The 12081-nt window shown below is 70.7% G+C and carries 12 protein-coding genes and 2 tRNA genes; 7 read left to right on the top strand and 7 right to left on the bottom strand.

Going from position 1 to position 12081, the window contains the following annotated elements:
• Positions 1-96 precede the first annotated feature (96 nt).
• On the top strand, positions 97-621 hold the full coding sequence (locus tag ABD333_RS01150) for a hypothetical protein (protein ID WP_344536786.1): 525 nt from the start codon (positions 97-99) through the stop codon (positions 619-621).
• Between the two features lie 20 nt (positions 622-641).
• Here ABD333_RS01150 and ABD333_RS01145 read toward each other — a convergent pair.
• Together ABD333_RS01145 and ABD333_RS01140 are read right to left on the bottom strand one after the other, a co-directional pair.
• Positions 642-725, bottom strand: a tRNA-Tyr gene (locus ABD333_RS01145).
• A 16-nt stretch (positions 726-741) separates the two neighbouring features.
• Positions 742-815, bottom strand: a tRNA-Leu gene (locus tag ABD333_RS01140).
• A gap of 367 nt (positions 816-1182) precedes the next feature.
• Here ABD333_RS01140 and ABD333_RS01135 point away from each other — a divergent pair.
• Entirely contained in the window at positions 1183-1632 is a 450-nt protein-coding gene (locus ABD333_RS01135; protein ID WP_344536785.1) for a hypothetical protein, read from the top strand.
• A 66-nt stretch (positions 1633-1698) separates the two neighbouring features.
• Here the strand turns inward: ABD333_RS01135 and ABD333_RS01130 are convergent, their stop codons facing one another.
• The 4 genes from ABD333_RS01130 to ABD333_RS01115 form a co-directional block, all read right to left on the bottom strand.
• Positions 1699-3174 (bottom strand): protein kinase domain-containing protein, encoded by a 1476-nt coding sequence (locus tag ABD333_RS01130; RefSeq protein ID WP_344536784.1) that lies wholly within the window; start codon positions 3172-3174, stop codon positions 1699-1701.
• 71 nt (positions 3175-3245) lie between these two features.
• Positions 3246-4361: a PDR/VanB family oxidoreductase gene (locus tag ABD333_RS01125; RefSeq protein WP_344536783.1), complete on the bottom strand. Its 1116-nt coding sequence runs from the start codon at positions 4359-4361 to the stop codon at positions 3246-3248.
• Positions 4358-5236 carry a metal-dependent hydrolase gene (locus ABD333_RS01120; RefSeq protein WP_344536782.1) on the bottom strand — a complete coding sequence of 293 codons (879 nt, stop codon included), beginning with the start codon at positions 5234-5236 and terminating at the stop codon, positions 4358-4360. The genes ABD333_RS01125 and ABD333_RS01120 overlap by 4 nt, the downstream gene beginning before the upstream one ends.
• Before the next feature lie 145 nt (positions 5237-5381).
• Positions 5382-6062, bottom strand: coding sequence for a hypothetical protein (locus ABD333_RS01115; RefSeq protein WP_344536780.1), 681 nt, complete (start codon positions 6060-6062; stop codon positions 5382-5384).
• 23 nt (positions 6063-6085) lie between these two features.
• On the opposite strand from ABD333_RS01115, the gene ABD333_RS01110 reads away from it, so the two are divergent.
• From ABD333_RS01110 to ABD333_RS01095, 4 genes are read left to right on the top strand one after another with little or no spacing between them, the layout of a single operon-like run.
• Complete coding sequence (locus ABD333_RS01110; protein WP_344536779.1) at positions 6086-7561, top strand: aldehyde dehydrogenase; 1476 nt, start codon at positions 6086-6088, stop codon at positions 7559-7561.
• A 10-nt stretch (positions 7562-7571) separates the two neighbouring features.
• Positions 7572-8306: an SDR family oxidoreductase gene (locus ABD333_RS01105; protein WP_344536777.1), complete on the top strand. Its 735-nt coding sequence runs from the start codon at positions 7572-7574 to the stop codon at positions 8304-8306.
• Positions 8303-9139 (top strand): NAD(P)-dependent oxidoreductase, encoded by an 837-nt coding sequence (locus tag ABD333_RS01100; RefSeq protein ID WP_344536775.1) that lies wholly within the window; start codon positions 8303-8305, stop codon positions 9137-9139. The genes ABD333_RS01105 and ABD333_RS01100 overlap by 4 nt, the downstream gene beginning before the upstream one ends.
• Entirely contained in the window at positions 9132-9518 is a 387-nt protein-coding gene (locus ABD333_RS01095; protein ID WP_344536774.1) for a carboxymuconolactone decarboxylase family protein, read from the top strand. Before ABD333_RS01100 ends, ABD333_RS01095 begins: the two co-directional genes overlap by 8 nt.
• On the opposite strand, the gene ABD333_RS01090 is transcribed toward ABD333_RS01095, so the two are convergent.
• Positions 9469-9933, bottom strand: a complete 465-nt coding sequence (locus ABD333_RS01090) for a GNAT family N-acetyltransferase (RefSeq protein ID WP_344536772.1) — start codon at positions 9931-9933, stop codon at positions 9469-9471. The two genes, ABD333_RS01095 and ABD333_RS01090, sit on opposite strands and share 50 nt — an antisense overlap.
• A 253-nt stretch (positions 9934-10186) precedes the next feature.
• Between ABD333_RS01090 and ABD333_RS01085 the strand changes: the two genes are divergently transcribed.
• Positions 10187-12022, top strand: a complete 1836-nt coding sequence (locus tag ABD333_RS01085; RefSeq protein ID WP_344536771.1) for a beta-propeller domain-containing protein — start codon at positions 10187-10189, stop codon at positions 12020-12022.
• Positions 12023-12081 lie beyond the last annotated feature (59 nt).

The raw sequence follows: 12081 nt of genomic DNA, 5'->3' as shown, positions 1-12081 counted from the left end.
CATAACTCCTGGATAACGTGAAGCGTGTTACCTCCGTGTTAGCCGGTGCGCAGCACGATTCCGATGTCAGACGTTCTGGCAACGGAAGGACCAGAGATGAAACCGCTCAGACTGATCGCCGGAGCCGCCGTGATCTCCGGGGCCGTCGGTACCGGCGCCGCCGCGGCGTCCGCCAGCCCCTCGGCCGACCCGGCGCCCTCCGCCCCGTCCGCCCCCTCCACCCCCGCGGCACCATCGGTGACGCACGGCGAGTCGGTGACGAAGGACGCCGACGGCAAGTACCGCGTCTACACGTGGCAGACCGGCACGGTGACCCAGAAGTCCGGCTCGTCCATCACGGTCCGCAGCTCGGACGGGACGACGTGGACCTGGGCCATCAACGCCGACACCGACGTCCGCAGGAAGTCCGTGGCGGTGGGTGACACCGTCATGGTCGGCGGCCCTCGCGACGGCGAGTCCCGTACGGCCGCCCGTATCACCGACCCGCTCAACTTCGACAAGCTGCACAACCGGATGAAGGAGCTGCGCAAGCAGATGCAGGACCTGCGCGGGAGCCTTCCGGACCGGCCGGACGCACCGGACCTGTCCAAGGACTTCCCGGAGCCGCCCAAGCTTCCCTAGCTCCTCCGGAACCGTTCAGGTGGGGCGGGTGGGATTCGAACCCACTCAGCGCGAGGCACCTGGGTTACAGCCAGGCCCGACTCTCCGAACGTCGGCGCCGCCCCGTGCGCGAGCACGGCGTGCGGCCCCCGGGATTCGAACCCGGAACATCCAGTTTCTGAGACTGGCCTCTCTACCGATTGGAGTAGAGCCGCGTGGGGACGAGTGCGTCACCTGGCGTCACTCGGGCGGGAGGCCGGGGAACCGGTCAGGCGCGGTACCGGCCGTGGCGGGCGAGTGACGCCCAGGGCAGTCGATAGCGAAGCTGCTCCATGGCCGGTCCTCCTCTCGTCGTCTCCGTGGACGGCCTGACGAGATCCACGGTGCCAGCACGGGCGCGGACGCCGCAACGGATTTATCACAACGGCGGCGGCTCGTCCTGAATGAACGGTTCTGGATGACATAGACAACATTTCTCCGCGATCGCAGGCATCACGGCGACGGAGTTGGCTAGCGTGATCAGTCCCCTCGGAGGTTTCCGAGGTGTTTCCTTGCTTACCAACCTGAATAAAGGGAGTTCGCATGCGCAAGGCAGCGATCGTGGTAACCGCCGCCGCCCTCGCGATCGGGGTGACGGCTCCGGCCGCCAGCGCCGACCGCAAGCCGGCGACGAAGGGCAAGTGGAGCCTCAACAAGACCAAGGCCAACCGGCCCATCCAGCCCGTGAGCGTCAAGAGCGCGGGGCACTGGCGCGCGGTGCCGAAGGCCAAGACGGTCGTGGTCTCGGGCTACGTCCAGGACGCCAGCAAGATCGGGTCGGCGCGGGTCGTCTTCTACAAGTTCAACCCGAAGACCAAGAAGCTCGAGGCCATCAAGACCTACAAGGCCGACGGCCGGGTCAAGAAGGGCGCGGTCAAGCCGTTCGCGTTCAAGGTCGCGGGACTGGGGACCCGGATCTACGCGCAGAAGTTCCTGGTCTTCGACAAGATCAAGCGCGCTCCGGTGGCCAGCAAGATCGTTCGCGTGAAGTGACGCACGTGACGCGGTGACGATCTGACGATCGAAACGACGGGCCCCGGCGACCGCCGGGGCCCGTCGTCATGTCGCGGCGGGGGTGGGCAGCGGGGTGCTCGGGTCCTCGTCGGGAAGCGAGGCCCCCAACGCGACGAGCAGCCAGACGGCGACCATCAGGTACCCGAGGGCGAGACCTGTCGCGGCCAGGCCGAGGCCGCGTTGCTGGGTGCGTCCGATCTGCCGCCACGCCATGTGCCCGGTGACGATGGCGGGGATCGAGGGCAGGCCGCAGGTGAGCAGGCCGACCAGCCCGAGGATGATCGCGTAGATGGCCAGGTGGTTGTAGCGCGACCGGGTGGGCGGCGGCGCCGTGGTGTAGGCGGACATACCGTAGGCGGGCTGGTACGTCGACTGATAGGCGGACTGCCCGTATCCGGACGACTGCCCGTATCCGGACTGGGCAGGCTGTGCGTAGCCGGATTGGGCCGCCGACGCGCGGCGGTACCAGTAGTCGGCTTCGGCGGTCTGGCCGCGCCAGCTCAGCAGGACGCCCAGGTTGTACATCGCCGCTGTGTCGCCCGCTTCAGCCGCCTCCCGGTATTGCCGTTCGACCAAGGCCGCGGCCTGGTCGGTGCCCACCGCGGGCGGCGGGAGAAGAGGCTGCGGAGGAGAGAACGGCGGCGCGGTGCTCGGTGCTTCGGGCTGCTCCTGGGGTGACGAGACGGCCGGACCAGCCGAACGGGTCGAACGGGTGGAGGAGCTGGAGACCAGGCGTTCCAGGAGCCGCTGCGCGGTGGGCCGCTTGGCGGGGTCCTTGGCGAGGGCGGCCTCGACGACCTCCAGGACGGTGCCCTGCAGGCCGCGCAGTTCGGGCTCGCCGCTGACGATCTGGTGGATCATCGCCGGGATCGAGTTGCCGGTGAAGCAGGTCGTGCCGCGCGCGGCGTAGGCGACGGTCGCGCCCCAGGCGAAGACGTCGGAGGCGGCGGTGGCGGGTGCCCCGGTCAGCTGCTCGGGGGACATGAACGCGGGAGTGCCGACCAGGCCGCCGGTCGCGGTGAGCCGGGTCATGTCGTCCGCGCGGGCGATGCCGAAGTCGATGACGCGCGGGCCGTACGGCGACAGCAGCACGTTCGCGGGCTTGAGGTCGCGGTGCACGACGCCCGCGTCGTGGATCGCGGTCAGCGCGGAGGCCATGCCGACGGCGAGCGCCTCCAGGTCGGCGCCGCGCAGCGGACCCTGGCGGTCGACGGCGGCGGCCAGGCTGGAGCCGCTGACGTACTCGGTGACGAGGTAGGGCGGGTCGGCCTTGGGGTCGGCGTCGAGGACGGGAGCGGTGCAGAACGGCCGCACGCGCTGGGCCGCCGAGACCTCCGACTCGAAGCGTGCCCGGTACTGGGGGTCGGCCGCGTACTCACGGCGGATCACCTTGATGGCGACCTTGTGCCCGGACTCGTCGGCGCCGAGGTAGACGACGCCCATGCCGCCCTCGCCCAGCCGGTCCATCACCCGGTACGGGCCGATGCGCGCCGGCAGGTCGAGGTGGGGCGTCTCCGGCACGGTCTACTCCTCGGGGGCAGGACTGAAAGCACCCCAAGCGTCGCATATCCGAGACGGGTCCGGTGCGGTGATCAAAGGTCCAGCGTGAGGCGGCCGCCCCGGGTGCGCGAGACGCAGACCAGCATGGAGTCGTCGCCCTGGTCCGAGGCCGCGCGCTGGTCGACGGTCCCGTCCAGGACGCCCACGCGGCAGGTTCCGCAGAAGCCCTGGCGGCAGGAGTACGCCACGGAGGGCGCCGCTCTCCTGATCGCCTCCAGCGCGGACTCGCCGGCGGGGACGTCGACGACGGTGCCGGTACGGGCGAGCTCGACCGTGAACGGGCGGCCGTCCACGATGGGCGCCGGTGCGAAGCGTTCGTAATGCAGGGTCCTCGCGGAGCGCGACGTGCCTGGGAAGCGTGACGTGGCCGGGGAACGCGACGTTCCGGGGGAGAACGCGGCGCGGACGACGTCGATCATGGGAGCGGGGCCGCAGCAGTAGACGGCGGTCCCGGCGCCCGCGTCGCGGAGGAGCTCGGTGCCGTCCGGCAGGCCGTGCTCGTCGTCGGTGCGGACCACGACCCGGCTCGCCGGCAGTTCCGCGAGCTCGTCCAGGAACGGAAGGGTCTCGCGGGAACGTCCGGTGTAGACGAGCCGCCAGTCGGCGCCGGCCCGTTCCGCCGCCTGGACCATGGGCAGGATGGGCGTGATGCCGATGCCCCCGGCCAGGAAGAGATAGGACTCGCTCGCCAGGAACGGGAACGCGTTGCGTGGGCCCTGCACCGTGACCGTGCGGCCTTCGGAGAGCTCGTCGTGCACCTCGACCGAGCCGCCACCGCCGCCGGGCAGCCGCCGCACCGCGATGCGATAGGAACGCCGGTCGGCCGGGTCACCGCACAGCGAGTACTGCCGCCGCCTGCCCGAGGGAAGCAGCAGGTCGAGGTGGCAGCCGGGCTGCCAGGCGGGCAGCACTCCCCCGTCGGGCGCGCCCAGCCGGAGGCTGACGACGTCCGCCGCCTCCCGCCGCACCTCCCGGACGACCACGGTGAGGTCGCGGTCGACCGGCCGGACGTACGGGATCACCGGGGTGCGCAGGGAACGCACCCGCTGGACCCCGTTGAAGAACGCGTTGACCGCCACCCAGAACGGATCGCGGGAACGGCGGCCCCACAGGTCGGGCGGGATCGCGCCGCGGTCGTTCCTCGTCACCGCAACGCCGCCTGCGCGGCCGGGGACGAGGCGAGGTAGGCCAGCGCCTGGCTGGTCGAGCCCTCGTTCAGCGGGCTGTAGGAACGCTTCAGATACCGCATGATCGACGGTCCGAGCATCCGGCCGGTGGGCGTGAGCCCGGCCGGGCCGGTGCGCCGCAGATGGAACAGGCCGCCCTTGATCCGGCCTCGCACCAGCGGGTCGCGGGCCATGAGGAACCGGTGCCCGCGCTGCCAGAGCGTGAGCAGCATCGTGATCGTCTGGGTCATCGCCCGCACCCGGCCCGCGTACGAGCCGTCGAGGTGCATGTAGAGGTCATGGGCCACGTGCCGGTGCTCGACCTCCTCGGCGCCGTGCCAGCGCAGCAGGTCCAGCATCATCGGGTGCGCGCCCGCCCGGTCGAGCGCCTCGGCGTTGAGGATCCAGTCGCCGAGCACGCCGGTGAAGTGCTCGATCGCGGCGATGATGGCGACGCGTTCGAACAGCCAGGCCCGCGCGCGCTCGCCGGTCAGGTCCCGGTCGCCGAGCAGCCCGTCGAAGATGAACTCCACCTGGCGCACGAACGGGCGCACGTCGAGGCCCTGGTCGACGAAGTGGTCCAGGACGACGTCGTGCGAGGCGGCGTGCATGGCCTCCTGGCCGATGAAACCGAGCACGTCCTCGCGGATCCGGTCGTCCCTGACGAACGGCAGGGCCTCCTTGAAGACCTTGACGAACCACTCCTCGCCCGCGGGCAGCAGGAGGTGCAGCACGTTGATGAGGTGCGTGGCGACCGGGTCGTTCGGGATCCAGTGCAACGGGACGCCGGACCAGTCGAACGTGACGTCGCGGGCCTGGAGAACGATGTTCTCCGGCTCACCGAGCTGCGCGGTCATCGCGGCCTCCCCCGGGGTGGGCTGGGAAAGCGAGGGGCTTATTGACGATCAGTCCAGAACGTTACCCCGGCCGGTGCGGGCGAACAACGGACCGTACCCGTGAGCCTTGTCACCCAGGTCACGCCGCGATCAAGGCTCCCAGCGATCAGGTGGGGAGGTGCGGCGTGCCGTCGCGCATCGGGGGGAAACGATGGGAGGCGGCGGTCGTGCCTCGCGTCATGCGGGTGATGTCGGCCTCGGGCAGCACCTCGGTGTCGTCATCGATGACGACCTCCCAGCGGCAGTGCGGCACGCGGCCCGCGGGCACGCGCGGCGGCCGGTGCACGGGCCGGATGCGCGCCTTCGGGTTGACGGCCTGCGCGGTGATGTCGAACGTGCCGTCCTCGATCGTGTGGCACATGCCCTTGATGGAACGCTCGCCGAAGGGCTCGACGTCGAGCAGCGCGCCGCACGAGCGCAGCTGGAAGAAGCCGTGCGTCTCGGAGATCAGCTCGTACTCGACGTCCATGTAGTGCTGCGCGAACCCGGGGTCGAGCTGCAGGCACTTGAAGATGGCCGAGACCCCGTCGTCCTCGATCTTCATGATCGCGCGGATCCGGTCGGTGTAGACCGGGCTCGCGCCCTTCCACTCCTCGATGGCGATCTCCTCGACCACCTGCTGGCCGTAGCGCAGGCCGACGGTGGTCAGGGCGGACCGGTCGAGCAGGTGGACGATCAGCGCGTACTCCCGGACGAGCCGGACGAGCGCCTCCTTGGACAGGTCCTCGAACTTGAAGTCTGGATCGAATTCGCCCGAATAGTCCGCACGGGGCTTGCCTTCGCTCATCTCCCGAACTGTAGTCTGGACACGTGTCCAGAACAACCGATCGCTTGCTCGTGAACGGACGGCTCGTCCCCGGCTCGGGCGGCACGTTCGACACCCTCGACCCCGCGACCGAAGAAGTCCTCGGCGAGGCCGCCGACGCCACCACCGCCGATATGGACCAGGCCATCGGCGCCGCCCGGGAGGCCTTCGACTCCTCGGGCTGGTCCACCGACCTCGCGCTGCGCGTGCGCTGCCTGCGGCAACTGCGCGACGCGCTCCAGCGCCACTCAGCCGAGCTGCGCGAGCTCACCATCGCCGAGGTGGGCGCGCCACGGTTCCTCACGTACGGCCCGCAGCTCGACGCGCCGGTGGCCGACCTCGGGTGGTTCGCCGACCTGGCCGAGTCGTACGAGTGGACGACCGATCTGGGCCGCGCCGAGCCGATGGGCATCCCGAGCCGGCGGCGCGTGGTCAGGGAACCGGCCGGGGTGGTCGCCGCGATCACCCCGTGGAACTTCCCGCACCAGATCAACCTGGCCAAGCTCGGCCCGGCGCTGGCCGCGGGCAACACGGTGGTGCTCAAGCCCGCGCCCGACACCCCGTGGTGCGCCTCCGTCCTCGGCTCGCTGATCGCGGAGGAGACCGACGTCCCGGCAGGGGTCGTCAACGTCGTCACCTCCTCCGACCACGCGCTCGGCGCGCGGCTGGCGGGCGATCCGCGGGTCGACGTCGTCTCGTTCACCGGCTCCACCGCCACCGGCCGCGCGGTCATGACGACGGCCGCGCGGTCGCTGACCAAGGTGTTCCTGGAGCTCGGCGGCAAGTCGGCGTTCATCGTGCTCGACGACGCCGACCTGCGCGCGGCCTGCTCGTACGCCGCGTTCGCCGTCGCCACGCACGCGGGCCAGGGGTGCGCCATCACCACGCGGCTGCTGGTGCCGCGCGCCGCCTACGACGAGGCCGTGGAGATCACCGCCAGATCGCTGCGGCGGATCGGCGTCGGCGACCCGCAGGACGACAAGACGCTGTGCGGCCCGCTCATCTCGGCCCGCCAGCGCGAGCGCGTCGAGAAGTACCTGGAACTGGCGGTCAAGGAGGGCGGCTCGTTCGCGTGCGGCGGCGGGCGCCCGGCGGGCCGTGACCGCGGCTTCTGGATCGAGCCGACGCTGATCACCGGCTTGACCAACGACCACCGCGCCGCCCGTGAGGAGATCTTCGGGCCGGTGCTGGTGATCCTGCCGCACGACGGCGACGACGACGCCGTGCGGATCGCGAACGACTCCCCGTACGGCCTGTCGGCCGCGGTGCACGGCACCGACCCCGGCCGCGCGCGGGCCGTCGCCGCGCGCCTGCGCACCGGCACGGTCAGCGTGAACGGCGGCGTCTGGTACGCGGCGGACGTGCCGTTCGGCGGCTACAAGCAGTCGGGCATCGGCCGCGAGATGGGCGTGGCCGGATTCGAGGAGTACCTGGAGACCAAGGCGATCGCAGAGCCGGAGGGGTTCGGTGGGGCGGGATGAGAGGAGTCTCATGAGGTTCGAGGGCAAGGTCGCGATCGTCACGGGCGCGGCGGGCGGCATTGGCGAGGCGTACGCGCGGGCGCTGGCGGCCGAGGGCGCCTCGGTCGTCGTCGCGGATCTGAGCGAACGCGGCCAGGAGGTGGCCGACGACATCAAGGGCCTGTACGTGCGCACCGACGTCTCCGATCCCGCGTCCGTGCAGGCCATGGCCGGCGCCGCCACCGAACGCTTCGGCGGCATCGACTTCCTGGTCAACAACGCCGCCATCTTCGGGACCATGAAGCTGGACTTCCTGTTCACCGTCGACTGGGACTACTACAAGAGGTTCATGGCCGTGAACATGGACGGCGCGCTCCTGTGCGCCCGCGCCTGCCACCCCTCCATGCAGGCACGCGGCGGCGGCGCGATCGTCAACCAGTCGTCCACGGCGGCCTGGCAGTACTCCGGCTTCTACGGCCTGGCCAAGGTCGGCGTGAACGGCCTCACCCAGCAGCTCGCGCACGAGCTCGGCAGCATGAACATCCGCGTCAACGCCATCGCGCCCGGCCCCATCGACACCGAGGCCAACCGCACCGTCGTACCGGGGAACATGTCGCAGAAGATCGTGCGGGACAAGATGGCGCTCAAGCGGATGGGCACCCCGGACGACCTCGTCGGACTGTGCCTGTTCCTGCTGTCGCCCGGCGCGGGCTGGATCACCGGGCAGATCTTCAACGTCGACGGCGGCGAGGTGTTCCGTTCATGACGTACGGGTTCATCGGCCTCGGCCAGATGGGCGCCCCGATGGCCGCGCATCTGGCCGGCAAGGGCCTGGTCGTCTACGACACGCGTGCCGAGGCGGTCCAGGGGCTCACGGCCAAGGGCGCGACGGCGGCCTCCAGCGTCGCCGAGGTCGCCCGCGCCGCCGGCGTCGTCTCGGTCATGGTCCGCGACGACGACCAGGTGAACGAGGTCGCGGCGGAGATCCTGGCGTCCGCGCGCGCCGGCACCGTCCTGGCGATCCACTCCACCATCCGCGCACGTACGGCGCAGGAGCTGGCCGAACGCGCCCGGCCGTACGGCATCGAGGTCGTCGACGCGCCCGTCAGCGGCGGATTCATGGGCGCGGACGCCGGGACGCTGGCCGTCATGGTCGGCGGTACGCCCGAGGCCTTCGCCCGCTGCGAGGAGCCGTTCGGTGCCTGGGCCGAACTGGTGCTCCACATGGGCCCGGTCGGCGCGGGCACCCGTACCAAGCTGGCCCGCAACCTGCTGCACTTCGTGGCCTTCACCGCCGCGGCCGAAGCCCAGCGTCTGGCCGAGGCCTCCGGGGTGTCGCTGCGCAAGCTCGCCCGTGTCGTCCGCCACTCCGACGCCCTCACGGGAGGCGCGGGGTCGATCATGCTGCGCTCGACGACGGCTCCCCTGGCGCCCGATGACGAGCTGTACGCCATCATGCGCCACGTGCGGGCGCTGGGTGAGAAGGACCTCACGTTCGCCCTCGAACTGGCCGACGAGCTCGGCGTCGACGCGCCCCTCGCCCGCCTGGCCCTCACCCGCTTCGCCGCGGGCCTCGGACTGGAGGACCTTGATGGATGAACGACGCGCGCGCGGCCTGGACATGATGCGCCAGGTGTACGGGTGGGAGATCGGCGACGCGCCCGGTGACTTCTTCGGCATCACCGTGGACCATCTCTTCGGCGAGATCTGGACGCGGCCCGGCCTGTCCCTGCGCGACCGGCGGCTGCTCCTCATCGGCATGCTCGCCGGTCAGGGCCTGAACGACGTCCTCGACATCCAGATCCCCGCGGCCCTCCAGAACGAGGAGCTGTCGCCCGCCGAACTCCGCGAGATCGCCATCTTCCTGACGCACTACATCGGCTGGCCGCTCGGCTCCAGGCTCAGCGTCCAGATCGACGGATTGATCGCTAAGGAGCGTGCCAAGTCAACGCGATCTGGTGATCCCGGAACCCCATAGAACGGTACAGCGGCGCGGCCTCGGGCGTCGCATGCAATTCGACGCGTGCGACGTCGTTCTCCTCGAACCACCTGAGGAGTTCCTTCATCACGAGCCGTGCGTACCCCTGCCCGCGGTAGGCGGGGTCGGTCACCATGCCCAGCACGTAGCCCGCCAGCGCGTTGGCCTGGTACGGCGTGGGCAGCCGGTATTGCAGGACCCCGATCCCGCACGCCGCCAGCTCGCCGTCGTCGCCGTCCACCACGAAGACGCCGAGCTCTCCCCCGCCCAGCCGCTCTTTCATGTCGGTCGCGAACTGCTCGCGCCACTCCCATGCGGGCGCCGGGTTGTCGGAATCGATCAACCGGCGGAACAACAGCTCACGCAGGCGCGTCAGCTCCGGGATGTCATCGACGGTAGCGGGACGAACAATCATTTAGCCACCCTAAGCGACAATCACCGCATCGACGGTCCCGCTGCCGGGCGGCCCGGCGAGCGCCTCCCCGTGGCCGAAGGAAGCGAAAAAAGTTTGATCCGGGCGGGAACCTGAGGGTCAGAGCCAGCGTCTAATTGCAATGCGTCCCCGTGCATACGTCCCCGCTCTGCCCGTGGCGTCCGCGCTCCTCCTGGCCGGTTGCTCGGGAGGTGACGCGCATACGAGAGGCACTGCGGCCGTCGATGCGCCGCCGATGAGGCTGGTGGCCTACGACGACTGCGACGATCTCCTGGCCGGGTTGCGGACGGCGACGGCCAAGCGCGTGACGCCCTGGGGACTGGACGGGCCTTCACTCTTGCAGAAGGTGCCGGACGGCGCCCTCCCCGCACCCGAGTCGGCCAACGGCCGGGCCCTCAAGGGCTCCCAGCCGCCGGAGCATTCCGGCACGAACGTGCATGAGGCGGCGGCCGACGAGCCCGATGTGGTGAAGACGGACGGCCGCCGCATCGTGGTGATCGCGCGCGACGGGCTGCGGGTCATCGATCCGGCCACCAGGAAGGTCGCCCACCGGCTCGACCTTCCTGGGCGGCAGCCGGAAAGGTATCCGGGCGGCGGGGGCGACTCGCAACTGCTGCTGAGCGGCGACCGCGCCCTGGTCCTGACGCGCGAGTACCCGATGGGCTTCGAACGGCAGCCGGACCGCGTCAAGCCGGTGCCCGGCCACACGCGCCCGCGCACACGGCTCACGCTGGTCGATCTGGCGGGGACTCCGAAGGTCATCGGATCGATGACGTCGGAGACCGAGTTCGTGGACGCCCGGCAGACCGGGTCGGTGGCACGCGTCGTGGTGAAGTCGCGGCCCCGGATCGACTTCCCGGTCGAGCCTCACGGCGGCCGTTCGGAACAGAAGGCGGTCGAGCGCAACCGGCAGCTGGTGCGGCAGGCTCCGCTCAACGCGTGGCTGCCGAAGTTCGAGGTACGGAACGGCGCGGACGTGAAGTCGTACACGATGCCGTGCGGCCAGGTCAGCCGACCCGCCTCGTACACCGGCACCACGATGCTCAGCGTGCTGACCGTCGACCTCGGCAAGGGCCTCGGCGATCCGGAACCGGCGGGCGTCGTGGCCGACGGGCAGACCGTCTACGGAACGGGCGCGAGCCTTTACGTGACCGGGACGCCGCCGCAGGTCATCACCTGGGGCAACGCCACGCCCAAGCCCGTCGAGACGCGGACCGACATCCACAAGTTCGACGTGCGCGGGCAGGGACGGCCGCGCTACGTGGCGTCCGGCTCGGTGCAGGGCGATCTGCTCAACCAGTATTCGATGTCCGAGCACGCGGGCCATCTGCGCGTCGCGACGACGACCACGCCGATGACGTCCCCGGAGTCCCCGGACTCCCCGACGGCGTCGACGGCCGCGCCGCGTTCCGCGAGCGCCGTCCGGGTCCTCGCGCAGCGGGGCGCCAGGCTGACGGCGGTCGGTGAGGCCGGCGGGCTCGGCAAGGGCGAACGGATCTACTCGGTGCGGTTCATCGGCCCGAAGGCGTACGTGGTGACGTTCCGCCAGATCGACCCGCTGTACGTGCTCGACCTGAGCGATCCGGCCAGGCCGCGGCCGACCGGCGAGCTCAAGATCACCGGATACTCCGCGTACCTGCATCCGACCGCCGACGGGAAGCTGCTCGGCGTCGGCCAGGACGCCGACACCAAGGGACGGACGCTGGGCACGCAGGTGTCGCTCTTCGACGTCGCCGGGGCGCCGAGACGGGTGGACACGTTCCGGCTGCCCCAGTCGAGCGCGGCGGCCGAGTTCGACCCGCACGCGTTCCTCTACTGGGCGAAGTCCGGCCTCACGGTGATCCCGGTGTCACGCCACACCACGGGCGGCGGCGAGGCGCTGGTGCTGAAGGTCGGCCCCCAGGGCATCGACAGGTCCGGTACGGTGCGCCACCCCGACGCCGGATCCGAGGTGCCCGTCCAGATCCTGCGTTCACTCGTCGTCGGCGACACGCTGTGGACGATCTCGTCGGAGGGCGCCCGCGCGACCAGCGCCGCGACGCTCGACGACCAGGGCTGGCTGCGGTTCTGAGGGGATGCCGCAGCCCTGGTGGCCGGTTGCGGGACAGCGCCCGATCAATGTGATCTGGC

Origin of the sequence: Actinomadura fulvescens, assembly GCF_039533225.1 — a bacterium.
GTDB lineage: Bacteria > Actinomycetota > Actinomycetes > Streptosporangiales > Streptosporangiaceae > Spirillospora > Spirillospora fulvescens.
This window is presented reverse-complemented; position numbering and strand designations above follow the sequence as displayed.